Origin of the sequence: Paenibacillus sp. J23TS9 (assembly GCF_018403225.1) — a bacterium.
In the GTDB taxonomy this organism is placed as follows: Bacteria; Bacillota; Bacilli; order Paenibacillales; family Paenibacillaceae; genus Paenibacillus_AQ.
In genome coordinates this window covers 273,544-296,049 of sequence record NZ_BOSG01000001.1, presented here as the reverse complement: position 1 = coordinate 296,049, position 22,506 = coordinate 273,544, and the positions used below count along the sequence as shown (strand labels likewise).

The window sequence follows — 22,506 nt, the reverse complement described above, 5'->3', positions numbered from 1 at the left end:
GCGAAAGGTTTCAATCCTCATCGCCTTCCAACGTTAACGGATTTTCCCTTCCGGCTCAAAATTACATAAAACGGAATGGTTCTGTATTGACGCTGGACGGGATTACCTTGGTTTCATAACGATTCTTTTCCAGTATTGCACTCATCCATTCCGCTACTTTCACCTTCATGATCTTCTCGGCATTATGTCCCGGATCAATGAGTGTGATGCCGGCGTGGAGCGCATCTTGAGCTGTGTGATAATCCACATCGCCGGTTACCAGAACATCTGCGCCACGGAAACGTGCCGCCGGATAGTAACGGCTGCCGGATCCTCCAATCACGGCCGCCTTCTTGATAATCCGTTCAGGGTCACCTACCACGCGTACATGAGGTACATCCAGTTTTTCCTTAACAATCTCTGCAAAAGCGGCAAGCGTTTGCTCCTGCTCCAGCTTTCCGACTCTTCCAAGTCCGAATGCATGTCCCTTCAGATCAAGCGGGTAGATATCATATGCTACTTCCTCATAAGGATGGGCTTTGAGCATCGACTGGATGACACGGTTCCGGCTTCCTTGCGGCACGATGGTTTCGATGCGGATTTCCTCTGCTTTCTCCAATTTCCCTACGGATCCAAGGAATGGATTCGTTCCTTCTAGAGGGAGAAAGGTACCCGTTCCCTCCACATGAAAGCTGCAGTGGCTATAGTTACCGATTGCGCCAGCTCCTGCCCCAAGTACAGCTTCGCGAACCTGTTCCGCATGGGTCTTAGGGACGAATACAACCAGCTTGAACAGCTGCTCACGCTGAGTTTCTTCAATTGGCACCGTATGATGGATGCCAAGCGCTTCTGCCATCCAATCATTCATGCCGCCTTCTGTAATATCCAGATTCGTGTGTGCGATATATACAGCGATATCATTTTTAATTAACTTTTCGTACAATTTCCCCATTGGCGAGTCTGTATTCAGCTGCTTCAAAGCGCGGAATATGATGGCATGGTGGGCAATAATCAGGTTAGCCCCAACACGTATTGCTTCATCTACCACCTCGTCGTTAACGTCCAGCGCCACCAATACGGCTTGGATTTCTTTTTGCAGGTTTCCAAGCTGAAGTCCTATTCTATCTTTATCATCAGGGTAAGCCAAATGTTTGGGAGCCAGCTGCTCCATGTACTGAATTACAGTCTGTCCTTTTGCAAACATGTGAGTACCTCCTTAATTTGGTCGATTTCCCGCTTCAATTGCCGCGATTTAACCTCTGCGGATTCCTGCTTTGATGCTGACAACGACTCGAGAATCCCATGAAGCTTATCAAGCTCGCTGTTCCATTTATCGCTCAGTACAGATGTCGGTTCCTTTAGAAGCCATGGCCCCATGCGTAAAAGAAGCTCTGATGTAACCGTGAAAGTACCTTCTCCATTACTGACGGGCCATTCCTGTTGCTCATATAACATTCGACTGCTGATCCGCTCATCTTCATGCTCGGGAACTGCCGTCAGAATCTCATAGATTTTTCCTTCTTCTTCGAGAATTTTCTCAGACGTAAGCAACCAGCCATGCTCCATCAGCCAGCGGCGGAGGATGTCTTCGCCAACGTTGGGCTGCAAGATAAGCAGCTGCACATCTCTTAGCTTGTTCAAGCTGTTATCAAGAATGCTGGCAATCAAGCTCCCGCCCATACCGGCAATCGTAATTACATCTACTTCTCCGGCTTCAATCACTGCCAGCCCGTCACCGCGTCTGACTGCAATTTGACCTTGAAGTCCGGCTTCAGCCACCTGCTTAGCTGCAGCCTTGAATGGACCCTGATTCACTTCACCTGCAACAGCCTGCAACACCCGGCCAGATTTCACTGCTGCCACAGGCAGAAGTGCATGATCCGAGCCGATATCAGCCAATCGGCTATTCTCAGGAATTAGCTCCATAATCATCTCTAATCTTCTTGATAATTTCATGTCGCACCCACATATCCATTTTATTTTTCATATGCATTTTCTACCGTAACAAATTCAGATCTCAGACTGCAAATATACATGACTTTCCCCGTCAGCTCTTGGCTCAGGCATTCCATAAAGGCATAATTATAATTTGCATTGCCCCTCAAAAAGAGCTAAAATAAAAACAAATAAAGGAAATAGTTCTAAAAGAAAGAAATACTTCCTCTCAGATTTATGTCCATTTGAAAAAAAAGACCTTGCTGCCGAAAGTCTGCAGAAGGTCAGATGAATTGTTTTATTCGAGAAAATCTTTCAGACGTTTACTGCGGCTAGGATGACGCAGTTTACGGAGTGCCTTGGCTTCAATTTGGCGAATACGTTCACGGGTTACGCCAAATACTTTGCCTACTTCCTCAAGCGTTCTCGTCCGGCCGTCATCAAGACCAAAGCGGAGACGAAGAACATTCTCCTCGCGTTCTGTCAGCGTATCCAGCACATCCTCAAGCTGTTCCTTCAGAAGCTCGTAAGCCGCTGCATCCGCTGGAGCCAAAGCTTCCTGATCCTCGATAAAGTCGCCAAGATGCGAATCGTCCTCTTCACCGATTGGTGTTTCAAGCGATACCGGCTCTTGGGCAATTTTCATAATCTCCCGAACCTTTTCTACGCTGAGTTCCATTTCGGCAGCAATTTCTTCCGGCGTCGGTTCACGCCCCAATTCTTGAAGCAGCTGACGGGATACCCGGATCAGCTTATTTATCGTTTCAACCATGTGTACAGGTATCCGGATTGTTCTGGCCTGATCCGCAATTGCGCGGGTAATGGCCTGACGGATCCACCATGTCGCATAGGTACTGAACTTGTAACCTTTTTTGTGGTCAAACTTCTCAACGGCTTTAATGAGGCCCATATTGCCTTCCTGAATCAGATCCAGGAACAGCATGCCGCGTCCCACATAGCGCTTGGCGATACTGACCACCAGACGCAGGTTGGCTTCAGCCAAACGCCGCTTCGCTTCTTCGTCACCGTTCTCGATTCGTTTAGCAAGCTCAACCTCATCGTCAGCCGACAAAAGAGGTACCCGGCCAATTTCCTTTAGATACATCCGTACCGGATCATTAATCTTAATACCCGGCGGCAGGGATAAGTCGTCGTCAAAGCTGAAATCATCACTATCATTGTTTTCGTGGTCCTCGGACGGACGGTGCATACCGTTATCGTCTTCATCATTCTCGTTGACCACATCAATCCCAATATCGCTCAGATGCTCATAAAACTCATCCATCTGTTCAGGGTCTTGATCAAATGGCGATAATTTCTCCATAATTTCTTTGTAATTTAAAGAAGATCTTTTTTTACCCTGTTCAATCAGTTGGTCTTTTACCTGATCAAGCGTAAATTCTGTCTCTAGTTCAGTATGCTGATCATTCGCCATAACTCGACTCCCTCCTCCCTAGAAACATTCAAGCCTGTTCTTTACTGTCTCTCTAGGGCTATAATCTCACTTGCAATTTGTGCAGCACGCAGAAAGTCCCCTGACCGCTCGGCAATGATCATTTCTTCTTTCTTCTTATCGATCTGCCGCTTCTGCGGAACTTTCTGTACTTCCCGAATACAATCATCCAACTCCTGAATGTTCCACTCCGGTGGAGTGTCCATCATGGAGATGGAGCTAACGGTCTTCTCCAGACGGTCATCATGTAGGGATGACATAAAACGGCTGATATCCGGAGGTTTGCCCTGTGCGTAGTAGGCATATAGATAAGCAGCAATGGCTGCATGATCATCAATGTTGAATGCGTCACCGAGCCGTTGTTCCACATAGGTTGCAGCTTCGGCATCCTGCAGCATCATGGCCAAAAGGCGCCGTTCTCCGGTATGGTATGCCGGCAGCAATGTTGGAGCAGGAACCTGCCCTTTTTTATGCCTACCATTATTCCACCTTTTGTCGTTATTATCCCCATCCGGCATGTTTTTTTGCATGGACTGGCGGATCTCGTTGCAATCCTGCTTGAGGCTTTCAAATGAAAGCTGAAGTTCGGAGGCAAGTTCCCTTAAATAAACTTCCCTCTCGGTCGATGAGGGCAGAGCAGCAATAATCGGGAGAACTTCCTTCGTATAAGCGATTTTCCCATCTTCTTCTAGCAGTATATGGTTTTTTTTCAGATATATAAGCTTAAATTTTGTGGTGGATACGGCCCCTTCTATGATTTGCCGGGTAAAACGTTCCGCACCATATTTCTGGATGAATTCATCTGGGTCGAGCCCTTCATTCAGAACAGCAATTCTGATAACGAGACCCACACTTTCCAGCAGCGGAATGGCTTTCATTGCCGCAGCTTGCCCGGCACGGTCACCGTCATAACAAATTACAATTTCGTCAGCCATCGTTTTCATGAGTGCCGCATGACTTTCCGTCAAAGAAGTACCCATTGTTGCAACACCGTTTTGCACTCCAGCCTCCCAGGCCGATATTACGTCCCCGTATCCCTCGAATAGAACGATTTGCCGCAGTTTGCGGATTGACGGTTTGGCCTGATGAAGATTGTACAATATCCGGCTTTTGTTAAACAATTTGCTTTCTGGTGAGTTTAAATATTTCGGCTGCCCGTCGCCAAGGATTCTTCCCGCAAAAGCGATAATTTTACCATTGCGGTCACTGATGGGAAACATGACGCGGCTGCGGAAACGGTCAAGAAAGTCATCGCCGTCATGTCGCTTGGACAGAAGTCCGCCTTTTTCCATCTCGTGTAATTCAAAGGATCTTTTGGTTAAAAACTGAACCAGCGTGTCCCAACGATCCGGCGCGAAGCCGATTTGAAATTGATCGATCACCTTGTCGTTAAAGCCGCGAGAGCGCAAATAATCCATCGCCGCTTTGCCGTGCTCCGTATTTTTGAGCAAAAAATTATAAAACTTGGCAGTCCATTCGTAGGCCTGAAGCAGTCGGTCTCTCTCCGGATTCGGAGGTATCACCACAGCCCCCTGTCCTTCCGGAAGTGCAATGTGACTTTCTTCTGCCATGGTCTTGACGGCTTCGGGGAAGGATAGTCCTTCGATTTCCATCCTGAATTTGATGGCATTTCCACCTTTGCCGCAGCCGTAGCAATAGAAAATTTGCCGATCCGGCGTTACCGTAAAAGAGGGGGTCTTCTCCGAATGAAACGGGCAGAGGCCCTTCATATATTTCCCCTGCTTGGTCAGATGAACGTACCTGCTTACCGTATCGACAATATCATGCTGCTCGAGCACGGCATCGATAATTTTTTCCGGAATATTACCCTGTCCGGCATTCATCTAAACCACCTTCATCTCTTTTAGGCACGTAAAATATTATTCGCTACCGTTAAACATTCTCCTGCAATACCTGCAAAAGTTTTGTCAGTTTCTGTTGAAAAATTTTCTTGTCCTCCTGGGTTATCGGCTTCGGACCCTTGCCATAGCTGCCTCTTCGCCTTGCTTTGGCCTGGTGATGACGCCGATCCAGCATGAACTCGATATTTTCACTATTGTAGCTCTGTCCCCGAAATGAAATGACATGGCAGCCTTTAGAGAGCGCAAGTGCAGCCAGACCGTAGTCCTGCGTCGTTACGACATCTCCTCGCCTAATATGGTTGGCGATGTAGAGATCGGCGCTTTGGTCGCTCCGGTCTACCTGAACGGTCTGCACGCCTTCTTCACCCTGTATAAAATGGTCATAAGAAGAAACCATCAGCACAGGAATGCGGAAGGCTCTGGCAGCTTCGCCAATCTCATGTTTCACGGGACAGGCATCCCCGTCAACGACAATCTGAATCGTATGCATATCAGCCAGAAGATCACCCTGTTATCATGGTTTACCGTACTATTATATACGAGCAAGGGAACCTAAAATCCTCTTTCTGCCGGATAACAACTTTTGACAGCTTCTGAAAAGATACGGAAGCAGGAGAACACACTTTATGTCCATCCCGCTCCGTATGTTTATACCCGTATTCAATCGATTCCTACCAAACCAACTTGTTGAAATCGGCAAACTGTTTCATGCCTTGATCAATCTGAGCCAGCAGTCCTAGACGGTTGCCGCGAATTTTTTCATCCTCAGCCATAACCATGACAGAATCAAAGAAATGCGTAATCGCTGCTTTAAGTTGTCCCAGAAGCTCCAGCGCCTTCATTCCGTCTCTTTCTTCAAGGGCGGTACGATATGGCTTTTGAACCTCAAGCCAGGCAGCATACAGTTCTTTCTCCGCAGCTTCCTGAAGGAGGCTTTCGCTGACTACAGCCTTGGAAGCTTTCGCCGCCAGATTGCTCACTCGGTTGAAGGATTCGACAGTCGTTTTGAAATCCTCACCGCTGTTCACGGCATTCATCAGGGAATCGCCGCGGGATACAACGGATAATACATCATCAAATCCTGCAGCTATTACGGCATCCACAATGTCGTACCGCAAATTCTCCGACAGAATCTTTTTGACGCGAAGACCGAAGAACTCCTCCAAGTCTTTACGGATTTCACTACCCTGACGTTTCATTTCCCGGAACTGGGCATGAACATCAATAGCAATATTAAATATCTGTGACAATGTGATTGGCATTTGCTTGGACAGCAAGATCTGAATAATGCCCTGCGATTGACGGCGGAGTGCATAAGGATCTTGCGATCCTGTTGGGATGATGCCAATGGAGAAACAACCTACAATGGTATCCATTTTATCTGCAATACTTATAATAGATCCTACTCCTGTGGACGGCAGCTCATCCGAAGCGGAACGTGGCTGGTAATGCTCAAATACCGCCTTGGCAACCGCTTCGTTCTCCCCGGCCTTGCGGGCATAATCTTCACCCATGACGCCCTGAAGCTCCGGAAACTCGTACACCATTTGTGTCACCAGGTCGAATTTGCAAATATCGGCAGCGCGGCTTACAAATTCCTGATCCGTTCCGGAAATTTGCAGTGCTTCTCCTAGACGATCCGCAATTTTGCGGATGCGGCGGACCTTATCGCCAACCGTTCCCAGCTCTTCATGGAAAACAATGCTTTCCAGCTTGGAGAGGGCATCCTTGATTTCCAGCTTCTGATCTTCGTCATAGAAGAACTTCGCATCAGAAAGCCGTGCTCTCAGAACCTTCTCGTTCCCCTTCGCGATAACATCCAGAGATGTATTATCACCATTACGGACTGTCACGAAGAATGGAAGAAGACGGCCCTGCTCATCCAATACCGGGAAGTAGCGCTGATGCTCTCTCATGGACGTTATCAGCACTTCCTGCGGAATATTCAGGAAGGAAGGATCAAACGTGCCGAAAAGAACAGTTGGTGTTTCAACGAGAAAAAGAACCTCTTCCAACAAGTCATTCTTAACAGCGATTTTCCAGTTCTTCTCTTCAGCAAGTCCTTTAATCTGTTCCAAGATCATGCTTTCGCGTTCCTTCACATCGACGATAACATGCTGAGCGCGCAGTACTTCCGGATATGCAGATGCTTCAGAAACAACTGCATCCGTTCCGAGAAAGCGGTGACCGCGTGTCACATTGCCTGACTTCACGCCGGTCACTTCCATGTCAATGACATTCGATCCGAACAATGCGACAATCCAGCGGATCGGGCGCACAAATTTATAATCATAGCTGCCCCAGCGCATATTTTTTGGAAAGGTCATCGAAGAAAGGATACCCAGCAAGCCTTCTGCTAGAATCGAAGAAGTCTCTACACCTGTACTGCTTTTTGTAACATAAATATATTCAACGCCATTCAGTTCTTTAAATGTGAACTGTTCAGGATCCACGCCTTGTCCGCGTGCAAACCCGAGTGCAGCTTTACTCCAGTTGCCATTCTCATCCTGGGCGATTTTGCGTGAAGGTCCCTTTACTTCTTCCTCCACATCATCCTGCTTCTCTGCTACATCCTTAATCAGCACCGCAAGGCGCCGCGGTGTCGCATAGGCCTGGACATCACTTTGGGACAAGCGGGATTGCTCCAGCCATTGAACCATTTTATCCTTAAGCTGATCCATCGCCGCACGCAGGAATCGTGCAGGAACCTCTTCAAGACCGATTTCAAACAACAAATCCTTAGACATGCAAATCGCCTCCTTTCTTCAGCAGCGGGAAGCCAAGCTTCTCGCGTTCCTCCACATAGGTTGCTGCAACCTGACGGGCCAGATTACGCACCCGGGTAATGTAACCGGTACGCTCGGTTACACTGATGGCACCACGGGCATCCAGAAGGTTAAAAGTATGGGAGCATTTCAAAACATAATCATATGCGGGAAATACCAGGTTCTGATCCATCGCCTTTTTGGCTTCCTGCTCATACATGTTAAAAAGCGTGAAGAGCATTTTGACATCAGACACTTCAAATGTGTATGTTGAATGCTCAACTTCCGGCTGATGGAATACGTCTCCGTAGAGAATACCTTCAACCCACTCCAGATCAAACACATTTTCCTTTTCCTGGATATAGGAAGCGAGCCGCTCCATACCGTAGGTGATTTCAACGGCTACCGGATGTGTTTCAATACCGCCCACTTGCTGGAAGTACGTGAATTGGGTAATTTCCATACCGTCAAGCCATACTTCCCATCCGAGTCCCGCACAGCCGAGAGATGGATTTTCCCAGTTATCCTCTACAAAACGAATATCATGATGCAGAGCATCCACACCAAGTGCTTTGAGGCTTTCCAAATATAGTTCCTGAATATTGTCAGGCGAAGGTTTAATAATCACCTGAAACTGGTGATGCTGATACAAGCGGTTTGGATTTTCGCCGTAGCGTCCGTCGGAAGGACGGCGTGAAGGCTCCACATAAGCTACTTTCCAGGGTTCCGGTCCGAGTGAACGCAAAAAGGTCATCGGGTTCATCGTTCCTGCTCCCTTTTCCGTATCATAGGGATTCACGATAATACAGTTCTGCTCCGCCCAAAATTGCTGCAGTGTCAAAATCATTTGTTGAAAATTCATATGCGCCTCTCCTTTGCTTTTTTTGAACGAAATCTCGTTCGCCAGCATGCTTGATCCGCTAGCAGGACATTTTCGGGGCAAACAAAAAACTCCCGCCCATGCCTGCTGTACAGACATAGGGACGAGAGCTGTTATTCCCGCGGTTCCACCCTACTTGATCGCATTTCCCATATTTACAGGGAGGCAGCAATCCTCTTTTTTAGCCGATTTCATACCATGCTCCCGGATGCCATGTTCATGAATTCATTCCACCGGGCTTGCACCTTCCCCGGTTCGCTGTTGGAAATAAAATCATTACTTTTTCCGATCAACGCATGTCAGACAATTTAAAAAGAAACTTAACCTATATTACTGAATATCCAGTGATAAGTCAACTGTATTCTACAGCCCATATTTCTCCATCTGATCGAGAAAGCTTTGCGATTTCAAATTCAGTCCAAGCTGCATATCCATAAAGGCACGCATAACTGCCTTCAGTTCAGCTTTCGTCTCCTCTTTCACATCGACATGGCCGAGTCTTCTCAAATCAAGTCGTGCGAAAAGACGGAGCAGCTTCAAACTTTTGGGGGATAATTTCATCGCCGGCGGATCCAGATGTCGGCAAGAACGGCATAAGACTCCGCCCAGTCTTGGACTTATGACAGAGCTATCATCCTCAGACAAATCCTTGCCGCAAGAAATGCAGGATAGGAGCTCGGGTCCGTATCCTGCAGTCTGTAGTATTTTCATTTCGTACAAATTGATGATAATTCCAGGATCCTTGCCTTCCTCCAGCGCATCCAGACAAGCCTTCAACTGTTGAAACCAAAAGCTTCCTGTTTCCTCGTCATGTAGTACCCGGTCAAGCAGTTCACATGCATAGGAGGCGTAAGCTGCCAAAATAAGATCCTGGCGGAGCACATGATGCGAGCTGCTAATTTCGCCTGAATTTAGCGTTCCCAGACCTGTCCCATTTCTAAAAAACACATATTCTGCTGTTGTAAACAGCTGCGTTAAGGCAGCATGGCGGCTTTTGACTTTTTTTGCTCCTCGGACAAGAACACCTACTTTGCCCGCATTTTCGGTGCAAATCGTAATGATTTTGTTCCCTTCGCCGTAGTCCATGCTGCGGATGACGATCCCTTCCACCCTGTATAGCATGCCTCTTCCCCCAGCCATTCCCGGAGCAGCCAAAGATCATTCGTTTTCTTCATGATTATCCGTCTCTTCCGCTGCCGCCATTTCCGGCACTGCAGCCGCTTCGGCCATTGCTACGCCCCCATGTTCTTTGTAGAGCATGTAAGCATCCACATCTCCAGTCATCGCAAAATACTTCCACGAAAAATCTCGCATTCGTATTCATCCTTCCTTTGGAAATGACGTCTGCATCTTCAAAATTAGGATGTGGCGAACGCTCCGGATGTATGTGAAGCAAATCCTGCCAGCGGCATAAGTTGCTTTTTAGGCGTCGCGGTGGAAGCCGAGATCACGAAGTACGCGGTCCTGATTGCGCCAGTCTTTTTTTACTTTTACCCATAATTCCAGGAAGATCTTCGATCCAAGCAGATTTTGGATATCCTGCCGGGCCTGCTTGCCCACTTCTTTCAGAAGAGCGCCTTGTTTACCGATAATAATGCCCTTTTGGGAATCCCTCTCCACAAAAATGACGGCGGAAATGTGTACCACTCCGTTCTCCTGCACATGCATGTCCTCAATCGTAACTGCAATGGAGTGCGGAACCTCTTCCCGTGTCATATGGAGAATCTTTTCTCGAACCAGCTCTGCACAGACAAACTGCTCTGGATGATCTGTAATTTGATCGGCAGGGTAATACTGCGGTCCTTCTGGTAAATACTTCTCTACCTGCTGCAAAAGCGTGGTCACATTATTGCCGTTCAATGCCGATATGGGTACAATCTCAGCAAATTCATGCAGCTTGCTGTACTGCTCAATCATTGGAAGCAGCGCTTCAGGCTCAACCTTGTCAATTTTGTTCAGCACAAGTATGACCGGTGTCTTGATGTCTTTCAGCTGTTCGATGATGAACCGGTCCCCGCCGCCAAAACCTTCTGAAGTATCCGCCAGGAACAAAACAGCTTCAACCTCTTTAAGTGTGTTCAAGGCCGTTTTGTTCATAAAATCACCAAGCTTGGATTGTCTTTTATGAATACCCGGGGTATCCAGGAACACGATCTGGTTATGATCCGTTGTATAAACCCCATGAATTTTATTGCGCGTTGTTTGGGGCTTGTCAGACATGATGGCAATTTTTTGACCGATAACCTGATTCATCAAGGTCGATTTGCCCACATTAGGTCTACCAACAATTGCCACAAAGCCTGATTTGTATGACGGTTTCGCCATAATCTATTTTAACCTCCTCAAGTTTCTTCCCACTTTTCGGGAAGACCACCCAGGGCCCTGAATCCGGCGGTGGCACAGATAATAAATGCCGGCCGCGGAGACGGGGCCCCGGTTCGATGTTTACTGTTTTGAATATATCTGATTACTTATTGGCACTTTCAAGATCAGACGGGCCAAAAGCCCCTGGCAGAAGATCACGTACGGTTGTCTCCTTGATGTCGCCCTTCATATTGCCCATAATGATCTTCATATCCGGATCGCAGAGCTCGACCAACACCTGGCGGCATACCCCGCATGGTGTAATGGGTCCATCCGTATTGCCTACCACGGCCATGGCCTTGAAGCTTCCTGCTTTATGTCCATCTGCAATCGCCCGAAACAGTGCAGTCCGTTCAGCACAGTTTGTAGGGCCGTATGCTGCATTCTCAACGTTACAGCCATGGTGAACATGACCTTCCTTGTCAAGCAGCGCCGCTCCTACGCCAAAATGGGAATACGGTGTATAGGCGTTTGCCCGTGCTTTAATTGCTTCCTGCAATAATAGTGCTGAATCCATGAATAAAAACCTCCTCAAATTCCGTAAAACCAATAATATACTAACCGCCCAAACCAAGCAAATCCATGAATGGATGGTAAAATACAATGACGCCTGCGACAACCGCAAAAATTGCCGCTAGGAGCACGGCTCCTGCGGCCGTATCCTTTGCTGCCTTTGCCAATGGATGAATCTCAGGTGAAGCCAGGTCCACTATCGATTCCAGCGCCGTGTTCATCAGCTCCATGGCCATGACCAGCGTAATTGCAAGCAGTAGAACCACCCATCTGCCCCAGGACAAATGCAGCAGCGCTGCCGCCGTAATGACGATCACCGCTGCTGCCGCATGGATTCTCATATTGCGCTGTGTTCGAAGGGCGTACCGTACTCCTTGAGCCGCATAGGCGAATGAAGCAAGGAGAGATCCCCTTCGCATTAGCGTGTAAGCCCTACTTCAGCCAGGACAGCTTCCTGCTTGCCCATCATCTCGGCTTCACTTTCTTTGTCCTGATGATCATATCCAAGGAGATGGAGAAAACCATGAACGAACAGGAATCCGATCTCACGCTCCAGGGAATGTCCATATTCTTCGCTTTGGATCTGCGCACGATTCACGGAAATAATAATATCCCCTAGCATTTCCGGCATGTCCTGCAGCTCCTCATCTTCCTCCAGCTCATAGACGATATCCAGCTCTTCGTCCGTAAATTCGTTCATGGCAAAGGATAGTACATCAGTCGGCCGGTCAATGCCGCGGTATTCCATATTCAGTTCATGGATCTGCTTATCGTCCACAAAGGTGAGAGCCACCTCCCCGTCCAACACTCCTTCTACTTCCCCTGCCTTTTGCAGCAGAAGCTCCAGCGTCGATACCAGCTCTTCACTGATTGCAATCTCCTCTTGCTCATTATTCCATGCCAGCTGCAGTCCCATGACTAACCGCTCCTTCTTGTGTCTTCATTCGTTTTGTTCTTTTTGATTTCTTCCGGATATTCAATTCTGGAATGAAATATTCCCATAACGCTTTCTTTAAGCGTTTTTGCCACAATATCCAGTTCCTTCATCGTCAAATCGCAGTCATTGAACTGGTGATCGTCCAAGCGGCTTTTGATAATTTTTTCGATCATTGTCTCAACCTGGTCCACAGTCGGATTTCGCAGGGAGCGGACGGCAGCCTCTACGCTATCCGCTATACCAATAACAGCCGATTCCTTGGACTGGGCTTTGGGACCCGGATACCGGAAATCTTCTTCGGTAAAGTCCGGCTCTTTTCCATTCTCTTCGGCCTGGCGCAGCGCCTTATGGTAGAAGAATTGAAGGAACGTGGTTCCGTGATGCTGCTCCGCTATATCTCTGATCGGCTTCGGAAGCTTGTGTTCTTTCAGCATTTCCACGCCATCCCTAGCATGGGCAATGATGATGGATTTACTCATTTTCGGATCAATGGAATCATGCGGATTCTCCATGTTGTTCTGATTCTCGATAAAGTAGCTCGGACGCTTGGTTTTGCCGATATCATGATAATAAGAACCGACGCGGCATAGTAGTCCGTCCGCACCAATCGCCTCGGCCGCAGCTTCGGACAGATTTCCCACCATGACGCTGTGATGATATGTGCCCGGTGTTTCTGTGAGCAGCTTCCGCAGCAGCGGATGGTTAGGATTGGACAACTCAACAAGCTTCAAGGCTGACAGAATCCCGAATGTAACTTCAAAGAAGGGCATAAGACCAATCGCGAGAATGGCGGTTAGCAGTCCACCAGCGAAGGCAAATCCAATGCCGTACAATGTCTGCATCTGGTTCCACTGGCCGTTGCTGATGAGCGTCATAATAAACACGGTCAGCGAGCCGAACAGACATACCATGATCCCGCCTTTCAACAGCGTCGAGCGCTGGCTCGCGCGGTGAATCGTAAATATGGCTACAGTCGATACGACAAGAGCAAAAAATCCGAAACTAAAGTCAAACAACTGCCCCTGATGGACATTCAATATAACACTAGACAAAATGCTAAACAGCATTGCCGAGAAATACGCAAGTGACATATCCAGCAGCAGGGTTACCAGTGTCGCTCCGATGGCAACAGGCGCCAGGTAACCGACATAAGGTCTCTCAGCACTCTGGAGAATTCCTGCCAGATGCATGGAAATTACTGTAATGATAAAAATAAGCACCAGCATCAGAAGTTGTGAATTATTGTACCTGAATTTGCCGGAATCAGACTGGCGGATAAAAAGGAACAGCCCCCAAGCCATAAGCAGAGACAGCAACAGCAGGCCAAGTTGAGGCCAGTAGTTCACCTCATTTTTAAGAAGACCGTTATCATCCAGCAGATTATACAGATCCTCCGTGATCAGCTGACTTTTAGCTACAAGCACATCTCCCTGCTTGATGTATACTGTCTGTGTATTTTCCCGGGCTTGAACCTTGGCTTCCTTGGTCGCTTCCTCATCGTAGAATTTGTTCGCCGTAATCGCTAACTTAGACAGCTCCTGCACAACTTCACGGGCTGTACGCTGGTTCAAAGTGCTTGCGCTGACGAGTTCAGCCACCTTCGCACGAACGGCTTGGGCTTCAGTAACCTGATCATTCGTCAGACGGGATACGATTTCACGTGCAACCGGCTTCATTTCGGCAATATCCTTGGTTGTCAGCTTCGGAATTTTAATAAAGGTCTCTTCTGGAATCCGGTAAGCCTGCTGATTCGTCACCTTCAACATCTCGTCCAGCAGTTTGTCCGAGTATTTGGCCGTAGAACGGTTTGCATTGACATAGTTTTGAATAAAATCCTTGGAACGCTGCGGGATTTCAAGACGGTAGATCGAAATTTTATCTTCCCTTGAGACCTGATCATCCTGATTCAGCCGGTCGATCCGGTCCAGAATGGAAACTACCAAATTTTCATTGGGAACGGTAACAATCGTATAGATCGGCTGAACACGCTCTGCTTCCTGTTCCTGTGCCTTCAGCGTCGCTTTGTTGTTCGGAATCTGCATTGGTGCCCTGATTTCCTTCTCACTGCGAGTCCCCACCTGAATGTTATACCTTTCAGGCAGCAAATCAGGAGCCAGACTGACATAAAAGAGCACCGCCAGACATAAAAAGAGAACATAGCGTGTTCCTGCGCTATGTTTCCAGCCCACATTTTTAATTGAGAAAGATTTGCCTGATGACGTTTCTCTCGAAGTCATAAAGATAATCCCCTCTAATCTTGATTTTCTACAGCTTTGTCATAAGCAACGATAATTTTTTGAACGAGAGAGTGGCGGACGACATCCTGTTCGGCAAAATAAACAAAGCCGATTTCTTCAATACCGCTAAGAATCCTTTTGGCTTCAATCAGACCGGATTTCTTGCCCTTTGGCAGGTCGATCTGTGTAACGTCACCAGTTATGACCATTTTTGAGCCGAAGCCCAAACGGGTTAAAAACATTTTCATCTGCTCGGGGGTCGTATTCTGGGCCTCATCCAGTATGATAAAGGAATCATCCAGCGTACGCCCGCGCATATACGCCAGCGGCGCAATTTCTATAAGTCCTCTTTCAAGCGCTTTCGCTGTTTGCTCCGGGCCCATCACATCATAGAGGGCGTCGTAAAGCGGACGCAAATACGGGTCTACCTTCTCCTGCAAATCGCCTGGAAGAAAGCCTAGACTTTCTCCGGCTTCGACTGCCGGACGCGTGAGGACGATCCGCTTCACGGACCCATCCTTCAAAGCTGCCACAGCCAGTACGACTGCCAGATACGTTTTACCGGTACCGGCAGGGCCGATACCAAACACGATATCCCGCTTGCGGATGGTCGTTACATAATGCTTCTGTCCTATCGTTTTGACACGAATCGGCTTGCCGCGAAAAGTTGTTGTAATTTCTCCCTTAAATAAATCGAGCAGCTGATCCGCTCGAAAATCTTTTGCAAGTTCAATGGCGTATGCAACATCACGCTCTGAAAGAATATATCCGTTCCGGACAAGCTCCAGGAGGACTTCGAACAGCTGCTCTGCGACTTGAACATCGTGCAGACTGCCTCGTATGGTAATTTCAGCTTCCCGCGAATCAATCTGCGCAGGGATTTCAGCTTCAATCATTTTCAAAAAAGTATCCTGAGGTCCGAAAATGGACAGCCCTTCACCTGCACTTTGCAATGAAATTTGTGTGCTGTGGTTTTTCTCTGACAAATAGCCTCATTCTCCTTGACTATGAACTAGGGGAAGCTCTTCAGCGATCTTCTCCTCCACCTCAAAAAGCACTTTCATATAAACTTTACCATTCTCTTTCTTCTCATGCAAAATTTTTTGATTGATGATCTGTGAATCGCTTCCGTATTTCGCCAAAATATCCCGAACTGCACCATCTATTCCAAGTTTTTTTGCCTCTTCGGGCTGCAGCGTTTCCTGAGTCTCCGCTACCTCCATAACTTTTTCAGTCATCCAGCCAATCGGAAGTGAGATCGAACGCCAGGTGAGCGGATCATGCTCCGTCAGCGTTTCGGATTTCGCAAATGGTTCTTTTCCGTATCCCCATAACTGAATGGCCCTGTTTCCTAACACAAGATAGCTTTTGTTTTTCCGTTCGCCTGTATATACTTTTCGCTTTTGAACAAGCGGCACCTGCAAATTGTATTCATGCCATACGAGTCCCTTCACTTCGCCCTTGGCGACGACAATCTCTGAGTTGACTGCCCCATCTCCCAAAATGCCGGAAATTAGCACCTGTCCTTTTTTAACACGCGTGTTCTTTTCAACCAGAGGTCGTCCCTGCTCGGCATAAATACTTGTCACCACCGCATCCGTCCGGCTGATGAGATGACGCGGACTGACCAGAGGCTTCTTCTCCGGCTCAGCAGCCTCTACAATCTGAATAGTAATAGTCGTCCCTTTTCTCTCCACTCCAACCCATGAGGTCCCTGGAAGTTTCATGCTGAGCTCACGGGAGAGCTTGTCCGGCTCGTCCAGGCGAAAAATCCATTGAAATGGCCGGATTCCCGCTTGTCTCGCGACTTTCAAAACATCTTCAGAAGCCAGTTTTTCATTCCCTATAACGTTTATATTCCACACCAGAGATGAGAGCAAAAACAGCATGATAAAAAACATAATAATGCCTGTAGCAAAAAATTTGCGTTTATACAGCCTGACGATGCGAAAAGGCAAGCCAATCCTGCGGCTGACATGCATCCGGCAGCCTGTCCGTTTGAGCAGGGGGCGAAGAGCATGAAAATCTCTCAGAAGCAGCTTCATATCAGCGGTATGATCGCTGGTTGGCCGGATATCCCACACGGGAATGCCAGACTCGGCCAAAACATTGATCAGGTGATTTACATGCTCTCCTCTGACTGTTATCAGCACACAGCCGCGCACGACAGATAGTGTAGGTATTTTCATAAGCTCTCCCCCGTTCCTATATATTTTATATTGTTGATGATCCCTTCAATCATGACTTCCTGCGGCAGGATCGCCCGGATCATGAGCCCCGTGCCCTCGACTTCAAGCGAGCCCTGGCTAAGGGAAAGAATCATTTTATTCTCTGAAAAATGCCGCACTCCGCGATGATTTTCAATGGAAAGCTCCTTGTTTCCCACCAGGGTAATCCGCGGTAGATCGAGCAGGACATCCTGCGGCAAATCCAGCATTTCATTTGTCCATTTCCGCAGCCTGCGGCTGATCCGGGTCATACGAAGGTCTTCCCCCTTCCTGTACTTTACAACTTATGCCCGGTCTGGCTGATTTATGAGAGGTTTCAGGCTCTTATCGCATTTTGAAAGTTCCGTAATCAGTGGGCACACAAAAAAACCTCTCCTGTAAGGCATTGAGGATATCAAATATCCTCTGCCATGCAGAAAAGGTTCATTTGCCACATATGAAAATTGCTACGGATTACAGCCTCACTTACGGCCGCCATATGGCCGCTTTGATCGTGGCGGCCCCAAAATTTCGGACCAGATCAAACCGTTTATGGCTTGCTTCGCAAGTGGTGACACCGGCTTCGAGTGTTCCACACGTGGAGTATGATTGGAAGGTGATCCCGTCGCCGTTTTCTCAATTCGGTCCAGCGACGCGCTTACCCGTTCCAAATGCTGCTCCATTTCGTTTTTGTAATCCTCCAGCGTTTCCGGTTTGTTGTCTTCCCACATTCCGGATACACCCTCGCCTGTATCATAATCGGGTCCATCGCCTTGATAATCATAGGATCTCTGCTTATGCCTGGATACCTTTGAACTCCAGCCCTGCGGATAAGATGCACTGCCCGGTTGATCCCGGTCGTCCTCAGAATCAGGCGTCCTCACATCATCTCGGCCTCTGGGAGCTTCGGTACTGGCAGAATGGGTTCTGCGCTCCATGCCGCTTCCACCGCCGAAGGTAGGCATTCCCCGCGGGTTTTGCCTAGGCTTAGATTTGCCGCGCTTGCTCAGGGCGGAGATGACCGCAAATCCGACAATCAGGATCCAATAGAAATTTTCCAAGATCCACATGGATGCATCATTCCCTACTTATTATTTTGAGGACCGTTTTGGTCTCCCTCGCCCATTTTGCCAAGCGAGCCTCTCATCTGGGTGTCCGCTTCGATATTTTTCAAATTCATGTAATCCATCACGCCAATTTTGCCTGAACGAAGTGCTTCCGCCATCGCAAGAGGAACCTCGGATTCAGATTCGACTACGCGTGCTCTCATTTCCACTACGCGCGCCTTCATTTCCTGCTCTTGAGCTACCGCCATTGCGCGGCGTTCCTCGGCTTTGGCCTGGGCAATTCGTTTGTCCGCCTCCGCCTGCTCCGTTTGGAGATAAGCACCGATGTTCTTACCTACATCCACATCTGCGATATCAATGGACAGAATTTCAAATGCGGTACCCGCATCCAGACCTTTAGACAAGACAGTACGTGAAATCCGGTCCGGATTCTCCAGCACATCCTTGTGCGAGTCACTCGAGCCGACCGTGGTAACGATACCTTCGCCTACACGGGCAATGATCGTTTCCTCACCTGCACCACCAACGAGACGGTCGATATTCGCTCTAACCGTAACACGGGCCTTAACCTTCACTTCGATACCATTCTTCGCAACGGCTGCCACAACAGGCGTTTCAATGACACGCGGATTAACGCTCATTTGAACGGCCTGCAGTACATCGCGTCCTGCCAGATCAATAGCAGCTGCACGGGTGAATTCCAGTGGAATATCGGCACGTTGAGCCGCGATCAGGGCATTAACGACACGGTCTACGTTACCACCGGCCAGATAGTGGCTTTCCAGCTGGTTGATATTGAGTCCTAGTCCTGCTTTGGTAGCCTTGATCAGCGGATTCACGATCCGGCTTGGTGTAACACGGCGGAGCCTCATGGCTACCAGGGTAATAATGCTGATGCGGACGCCCGCCGCCAATGCGGAAATCCAGAGTGTGAGCGGGAAGAAGCTGAAGAATACGCTCAGCACAATAATAACCACAACCGCAATGAGCAAAATCGAGATCAACGAAGCACTCGTCATAAATGCAATCCTCCAATATTTTTTTATGTTTATCTATGATTCTTTCCGTGATGTCCTATAGTTACCATGTTACACGATTCGGGGTAAAAGAACAGGATTTATTTGGGTTTGACGACAACCCTCGCACCTTCGACATGAACAACCACCAACGCTGTATCGCGTGGGATAAATTCTCCATCCGTCACCACATCAATGCGTTCATCGTCTATGAGCGCCGTCCCGGCAGGCCGCAGCGGTGTTACACTGACGCCCTCCCGGCCAAGCAGCGCATCCTTGGAAGCCGTAGGGACGTATCCCTGCTCCTTCGTGAGAGACTCACTAAGAATAAACCGATTCCATATCCCCCGCTCCTTGAAAAGGATGGCCACAATCACAATAACTACGACCGCAGCAGCAAAAGCGATGCCCAGCGACAGCATTGCATGGCTTGTGTCATATGCTGCGCGAACGACTCCCGCTATCAGACTGATGGCGCCCAAAATTCCCAGAATTCCGAAGCTCGGGACAAACATTTCCAGAATCATGAGAACTAGACCTACGATAAAGAGCAGCCAGGTCTCATTGCCTGCAAAGCCGGCTACATAATTGCCGAAGAAATACAGTACAAATGCGGCTACTCCAATAATTCCGGGCACACCGAATCCGGGAACAATCAGTTCAATGACAATGCCGGCAATACCGAGAAACAGCAAGATGGTCATCACGATTCGATTCGTTAAAAATGAAGCTACTTTCTCTGAGCCTGTATGCTGCACGAGGAACATATCATCCGTTGAATATCCCATCCAGGATACAACATCCTCAGGTGACGATGCGATGGTGTCTGCATATCCAACCTTGAGTGCCTGTTCACTCGATAATGCGATAATTTCGCCTTTCTCTTTCTTCACTCCAATTTCCGGCATATCGACAACAGCATTGATATCTGCCATGCCTTCCGCTATGGTTCCGTTTCTTCCACTGGATTCAGCAGCGGATGCCATTTCGGATTTCCAAGCCGCTACAAGCTTGGGATCATCCACCCGTTTGCCTGTACTGTCCACCATGGCGGCTGCGCCAATCATGCTGCCCGGTGACATGGCAATTTTATCCGCATTTAATGCGATGTAGCTCCCGGCAGAGGCGGCATTGCCGCGTATGTAAGCAACCGTTGTTATCTTGCTTTCACGAATCATTTTGCCAATATCCTGTGCCGTATTGACCAGACCGCCCGGCGTATTGACTTCCAAGATGATAAGTTCAGCATTCATTTTCGCGGCTTCCTTAAATCCGCGTTTCATAAATTTCCCAAGTCCCGTCTCGATTTTCTGATCCACCGGAATAATATATACCGGCCCCGTTTTTGCCGTTTCTGCTATTGCCATACCCGGTATTGCAGCCGCTGTGCAGCCAACCAATAAAAGAAGTACAAACCACATAGCCAGCCTTTTGGTACATTTGGATAAATTCAATGTCTTCCCCTCCTTTCCACATGATTATAATATATTGTCCAGCATATGGTAGTTATTACGCAATAAATGGCTTACCGTTTCAGAAAAATGAAAAAACACCCCTTTAAAAGGGGTGTTTCACATTATGTTTTATTGCAGAAATTGTTGAACCACTTGGTTCACAAGTTTTCCGTCAGAGCGTCCTTTGACTTTCGGCATCAGCGCACTCATCACTTTCCCCATGTCCGCTTTCGAAGAAGCACCGGTTTCCTGGATGGTCTGCTGTACAATAACTTTTATTTCTTCTTCGGAAAGCTGTTCGGGAAGATACTGACCGATAATCTCAATTTCTGCTTCGACATTTGACGCAAGATCGTCACGATCCGCTTTTTTAAATTCTTGGAGGGCATCTTTGCGCTGTTTAATTTCACGACTGAGGATATCAAGCACTTCGTTGTCATCCAAAGTTCTTTTCAAATCTATTTCAAGATTCTTGATCGTTGAACGAACCATTCGAATAGTGGAGAGCCTGAATTTCTCCTTGCTCTTCATCGCTTGTATCATATCTTCGTTCAATCGTTCGCTAAGATTCATGTTAGTTCAGTTCCTCCTAAAACTTTCTCTTACGAGCAGCCTCGGACTTTTTCTTGCGCTTCACGCTTGGCTTCTCATAATGCTTGCGTTTCTTCACCTCAGCCAATACACCATCCTTTGCGATGGAGCGCTTAAAGCGGCGAAGTGCAGCATCAATAGACTCGTTTTTGCGAACTTTAGTTTCAGACACCAGTTTTCCCTCCCTCCGACCAGACCGTCCAAGAGCAATAACACGGTTCATCAAATTTAATTATAGGTGAAAGAGAAATAGGGTGTCAACCTTGATGCCTATTTTTTCAGAAAGCACCTATAAATTTTTGGATAAATTATCTATTCATGCGAATCTGAAATGCCTGTCAGAGCGCCTAATTTGGCCCCTCCAAGCAGGTGATAATGGATATGATGCACAGCTTGTCCGCTGTCCGGTCCGCAGTTATTAATAAGACGGTAACCGGAATCTGCCACTCCAAGATCCTTTGCTACCTGCTGGGCAACCTGATGCATTTCCGCGATCAACGCCAGATCCTGCTCCTCCACTTCGTTCATGGAAGCAATATGTTTTTTGGGAATAACCAGTACATGCACAGGTGCCGCAGGCTGAATATCCTTGAACACCAGGATTCTTTCATTTTCAAACACCTTTTGTGAAGGAATGCTGCCCTCGGAAATTTTGCAAAAGAGACAGTCCATATTTTGTCGCCTCCAATATGTAATATTGTTCTTCCAATACGAATATCATACCGGATTCTGGGGGATCACGTCCAATTTTCATCTCAAAAAAAGGACTTTCCTAAGGGAAAGTCCTACTTTTTACCGGATGTTGGGCCCCTGTATGTGTAAATATCGGTATTAATAGAAAGGCAGCAGAGAAAGTGCAGTCAAGCCTACAAGCGGCAGAACCAGCCTGTTAAAGCGCCGTCTGTATGGAAAACCCCCATAGGGGAACCCAAAACCATACCCGTATGGAAAAAATGCCCGGGTGTCCTGCGCAGGATATCGATAACATGGATCCCAGCAGCCGCCTTGATGATACGCGCTGACATTTCCATGATGATAAGGCATGTTTTCATGACCTACCGGTACCGCCAGATAAACCTGTTCTTCATCAACATGTTCAACAAAGCCATCATGGGCGCTTCCATCCGACATGGTAGCTCTGACATAACGGTACATATGTTTTTTACAAACTTCCTTGGCCTCAAACTTCTCCATTCCGTAATCCTCCCCAGTCTGCAATTTACACGATCATCATATTCAGAACTGG

Annotated in this window: 24 protein-coding genes and 1 other annotated feature; all 24 genes read right to left on the bottom strand. The window is 47.8% G+C overall.

Annotated elements, in window-relative coordinates; translation table 11 throughout:
• Positions 1–61 precede the first annotated feature (61 nt).
• The 24 genes from KJS65_RS01395 to KJS65_RS01280 all read right to left on the bottom strand — a co-directional run bounded on the left by KJS65_RS01395 (position 62) and on the right by KJS65_RS01280 (position 22,454).
• The gene (locus KJS65_RS01395; RefSeq protein WP_213648263.1) at positions 62–1,183 is read right to left on the bottom strand and encodes a Nif3-like dinuclear metal center hexameric protein; all 1,122 of its coding nucleotides are present in this window, start codon (positions 1,181–1,183) and stop codon (positions 62–64) included.
• Positions 1,159–1,935 (bottom strand): tRNA (adenine(22)-N(1))-methyltransferase, encoded by a 777-nt coding sequence (locus KJS65_RS01390; protein ID WP_213648262.1) that lies wholly within the window; start codon positions 1,933–1,935, stop codon positions 1,159–1,161. The genes KJS65_RS01395 and KJS65_RS01390 overlap by 25 nt, the downstream gene beginning before the upstream one ends.
• 277 nt (positions 1,936–2,212) lie before the next feature.
• Positions 2,213–3,349 (bottom strand): RNA polymerase sigma factor RpoD, encoded by a 1,137-nt coding sequence (rpoD, locus tag KJS65_RS01385; RefSeq protein ID WP_136606537.1) that lies wholly within the window; start codon positions 3,347–3,349, stop codon positions 2,213–2,215.
• 41 nt (positions 3,350–3,390) lie between these two features.
• Entirely contained in the window at positions 3,391–5,211 is a 1,821-nt protein-coding gene (dnaG, locus tag KJS65_RS01380; RefSeq protein WP_213648261.1) for a DNA primase, read from the bottom strand.
• A gap of 49 nt (positions 5,212–5,260) precedes the next feature.
• Positions 5,261–5,719, bottom strand: a complete 459-nt coding sequence (locus KJS65_RS01375) for a YaiI/YqxD family protein (protein WP_213648260.1) — start codon at positions 5,717–5,719, stop codon at positions 5,261–5,263.
• Positions 5,720–5,900: 181 nt separating this feature from the next.
• Entirely contained in the window at positions 5,901–7,976 is a 2,076-nt protein-coding gene (gene glyS, locus KJS65_RS01370; protein WP_213648259.1) for a glycine--tRNA ligase subunit beta, read from the bottom strand.
• A complete protein-coding gene (gene glyQ / locus KJS65_RS01365) occupies positions 7,969–8,856 on the bottom strand; it encodes a glycine--tRNA ligase subunit alpha (protein ID WP_213648258.1) in 888 nt (295 codons plus the stop codon). Before glyQ ends, glyS begins: the two co-directional genes overlap by 8 nt.
• Before the next feature lie 114 nt (positions 8,857–8,970).
• Positions 8,971–9,176, bottom strand: a binding site (T-box leader).
• A gap of 61 nt (positions 9,177–9,237) precedes the next feature.
• Positions 9,238–9,996 carry a DNA repair protein RecO gene (gene recO / locus KJS65_RS01360; RefSeq protein WP_213648257.1) on the bottom strand — a complete coding sequence of 253 codons (759 nt, stop codon included), beginning with the start codon at positions 9,994–9,996 and terminating at the stop codon, positions 9,238–9,240.
• 36 nt (positions 9,997–10,032) lie between these two features.
• Positions 10,033–10,188, bottom strand: a complete 156-nt coding sequence (locus KJS65_RS01355; protein ID WP_213648256.1) for a YqzL family protein — start codon at positions 10,186–10,188, stop codon at positions 10,033–10,035.
• Positions 10,189–10,296: 108 nt separating this feature from the next.
• Positions 10,297–11,199 (bottom strand): GTPase Era, encoded by a 903-nt coding sequence (era, locus tag KJS65_RS01350; RefSeq protein ID WP_213648255.1) that lies wholly within the window; start codon positions 11,197–11,199, stop codon positions 10,297–10,299.
• 142 nt (positions 11,200–11,341) lie between these two features.
• Positions 11,342–11,755: a cytidine deaminase gene (cdd, locus tag KJS65_RS01345; RefSeq protein ID WP_136606545.1), complete on the bottom strand. Its 414-nt coding sequence runs from the start codon at positions 11,753–11,755 to the stop codon at positions 11,342–11,344.
• A gap of 40 nt (positions 11,756–11,795) precedes the next feature.
• A complete protein-coding gene (locus KJS65_RS01340; RefSeq protein WP_213648254.1) occupies positions 11,796–12,170 on the bottom strand; it encodes a diacylglycerol kinase family protein in 375 nt (124 codons plus the stop codon).
• Positions 12,170–12,667, bottom strand: coding sequence for an rRNA maturation RNase YbeY (gene ybeY / locus KJS65_RS01335; protein WP_213648253.1), 498 nt, complete (start codon positions 12,665–12,667; stop codon positions 12,170–12,172). Before ybeY ends, KJS65_RS01340 begins: the two co-directional genes overlap by 1 nt.
• A gap of 2 nt (positions 12,668–12,669) precedes the next feature.
• The gene (locus KJS65_RS01330) at positions 12,670–14,925 is read right to left on the bottom strand and encodes an HD family phosphohydrolase (protein WP_213648252.1); all 2,256 of its coding nucleotides are present in this window, start codon (positions 14,923–14,925) and stop codon (positions 12,670–12,672) included.
• 14 nt (positions 14,926–14,939) lie between these two features.
• Complete coding sequence (locus KJS65_RS01325; protein ID WP_213648251.1) at positions 14,940–15,911, bottom strand: PhoH family protein; 972 nt, start codon at positions 15,909–15,911, stop codon at positions 14,940–14,942.
• Positions 15,912–15,917: 6 nt separating this feature from the next.
• Positions 15,918–17,114 carry a sporulation protein YqfD gene (yqfD, locus tag KJS65_RS01320; RefSeq protein ID WP_213648250.1) on the bottom strand — a complete coding sequence of 399 codons (1,197 nt, stop codon included), beginning with the start codon at positions 17,112–17,114 and terminating at the stop codon, positions 15,918–15,920.
• Positions 17,111–17,404, bottom strand: a complete 294-nt coding sequence (yqfC, locus tag KJS65_RS01315) for a sporulation protein YqfC (RefSeq protein ID WP_136606551.1) — start codon at positions 17,402–17,404, stop codon at positions 17,111–17,113. The genes yqfD and yqfC overlap by 4 nt, the downstream gene beginning before the upstream one ends.
• Positions 17,405–17,614: 210 nt before the next feature.
• Positions 17,615–18,202 (bottom strand): hypothetical protein, encoded by a 588-nt coding sequence (locus tag KJS65_RS01310; protein ID WP_213648249.1) that lies wholly within the window; start codon positions 18,200–18,202, stop codon positions 17,615–17,617.
• 14 nt (positions 18,203–18,216) lie between these two features.
• Entirely contained in the window at positions 18,217–19,218 is a 1,002-nt protein-coding gene (floA, locus tag KJS65_RS01305; RefSeq protein ID WP_213648248.1) for a flotillin-like protein FloA, read from the bottom strand.
• A 98-nt stretch (positions 19,219–19,316) separates the two neighbouring features.
• Positions 19,317–20,636: an NfeD family protein gene (locus KJS65_RS01300; protein WP_213650586.1), complete on the bottom strand. Its 1,320-nt coding sequence runs from the start codon at positions 20,634–20,636 to the stop codon at positions 19,317–19,319.
• Between the two features lie 162 nt (positions 20,637–20,798).
• Complete coding sequence (locus tag KJS65_RS01295; protein WP_213648247.1) at positions 20,799–21,242, bottom strand: GatB/YqeY domain-containing protein; 444 nt, start codon at positions 21,240–21,242, stop codon at positions 20,799–20,801.
• A 16-nt stretch (positions 21,243–21,258) separates the two neighbouring features.
• Entirely contained in the window at positions 21,259–21,432 is a 174-nt protein-coding gene (gene rpsU, locus KJS65_RS01290) for a 30S ribosomal protein S21 (RefSeq protein WP_036712328.1), read from the bottom strand.
• A 140-nt stretch (positions 21,433–21,572) separates the two neighbouring features.
• Complete coding sequence (locus KJS65_RS01285; RefSeq protein WP_213648246.1) at positions 21,573–21,932, bottom strand: histidine triad nucleotide-binding protein; 360 nt, start codon at positions 21,930–21,932, stop codon at positions 21,573–21,575.
• A gap of 159 nt (positions 21,933–22,091) precedes the next feature.
• The gene (locus KJS65_RS01280) at positions 22,092–22,454 is read right to left on the bottom strand and encodes a hypothetical protein (protein WP_213648245.1); all 363 of its coding nucleotides are present in this window, start codon (positions 22,452–22,454) and stop codon (positions 22,092–22,094) included.
• Positions 22,455–22,506 lie beyond the last annotated feature (52 nt).

Excerpts from the sequence above, each read along its gene's own strand:
- KJS65_RS01395 (WP_213648263.1), bottom strand. The coding sequence starts at position 1,183 with ATGTTTGCAAAAGGACAGACTGTAATTCAGTACATGGAGCAGCTGGCT.
- KJS65_RS01390 (WP_213648262.1), bottom strand. The coding sequence starts at position 1,935 with ATGAAATTATCAAGAAGATTAGAGATGATTATGGAGCTAATTCCTGAG.
- rpoD (WP_136606537.1), bottom strand. The coding sequence starts at position 3,349 with ATGGCGAATGATCAGCATACTGAACTAGAGACAGAATTTACGCTTGAT.
- dnaG (WP_213648261.1), bottom strand. The coding sequence starts at position 5,211 with ATGAATGCCGGACAGGGTAATATTCCGGAAAAAATTATCGATGCCGTG.
- KJS65_RS01375 (WP_213648260.1), bottom strand. The coding sequence starts at position 5,719 with ATGCATACGATTCAGATTGTCGTTGACGGGGATGCCTGTCCCGTGAAA.
- glyS (WP_213648259.1), bottom strand. The coding sequence starts at position 7,976 with ATGTCTAAGGATTTGTTGTTTGAAATCGGTCTTGAAGAGGTTCCTGCA.
- glyQ (WP_213648258.1), bottom strand. The coding sequence starts at position 8,856 with ATGAATTTTCAACAAATGATTTTGACACTGCAGCAATTTTGGGCGGAG.
- recO (WP_213648257.1), bottom strand. The coding sequence starts at position 9,996 with ATGCTATACAGGGTGGAAGGGATCGTCATCCGCAGCATGGACTACGGC.
- KJS65_RS01355 (WP_213648256.1), bottom strand. The coding sequence starts at position 10,188 with ATGCGAGATTTTTCGTGGAAGTATTTTGCGATGACTGGAGATGTGGAT.
- era (WP_213648255.1), bottom strand. The coding sequence starts at position 11,199 with ATGGCGAAACCGTCATACAAATCAGGCTTTGTGGCAATTGTTGGTAGA.
- cdd (WP_136606545.1), bottom strand. The coding sequence starts at position 11,755 with ATGGATTCAGCACTATTATTGCAGGAAGCAATTAAAGCACGGGCAAAC.
- KJS65_RS01340 (WP_213648254.1), bottom strand. The coding sequence starts at position 12,170 with ATGCGAAGGGGATCTCTCCTTGCTTCATTCGCCTATGCGGCTCAAGGA.
- ybeY (WP_213648253.1), bottom strand. The coding sequence starts at position 12,667 with ATGGGACTGCAGCTGGCATGGAATAATGAGCAAGAGGAGATTGCAATC.
- KJS65_RS01330 (WP_213648252.1), bottom strand. The coding sequence starts at position 14,925 with ATGACTTCGAGAGAAACGTCATCAGGCAAATCTTTCTCAATTAAAAAT.
- yqfD (WP_213648250.1), bottom strand. The coding sequence starts at position 17,114 with ATGAAAATACCTACACTATCTGTCGTGCGCGGCTGTGTGCTGATAACA.
- yqfC (WP_136606551.1), bottom strand. The coding sequence starts at position 17,404 with ATGACCCGGATCAGCCGCAGGCTGCGGAAATGGACAAATGAAATGCTG.
- KJS65_RS01310 (WP_213648249.1), bottom strand. The coding sequence starts at position 18,202 with ATGTGGATCTTGGAAAATTTCTATTGGATCCTGATTGTCGGATTTGCG.
- floA (WP_213648248.1), bottom strand. The coding sequence starts at position 19,218 with ATGACGAGTGCTTCGTTGATCTCGATTTTGCTCATTGCGGTTGTGGTT.
- KJS65_RS01300 (WP_213650586.1), bottom strand. The coding sequence starts at position 20,636 with ATGTGGTTTGTACTTCTTTTATTGGTTGGCTGCACAGCGGCTGCAATA.
- KJS65_RS01295 (WP_213648247.1), bottom strand. The coding sequence starts at position 21,242 with ATGAATCTTAGCGAACGATTGAACGAAGATATGATACAAGCGATGAAG.
- KJS65_RS01285 (WP_213648246.1), bottom strand. The coding sequence starts at position 21,932 with ATGGACTGTCTCTTTTGCAAAATTTCCGAGGGCAGCATTCCTTCACAA.
- KJS65_RS01280 (WP_213648245.1), bottom strand. The coding sequence starts at position 22,454 with ATGGAGAAGTTTGAGGCCAAGGAAGTTTGTAAAAAACATATGTACCGT.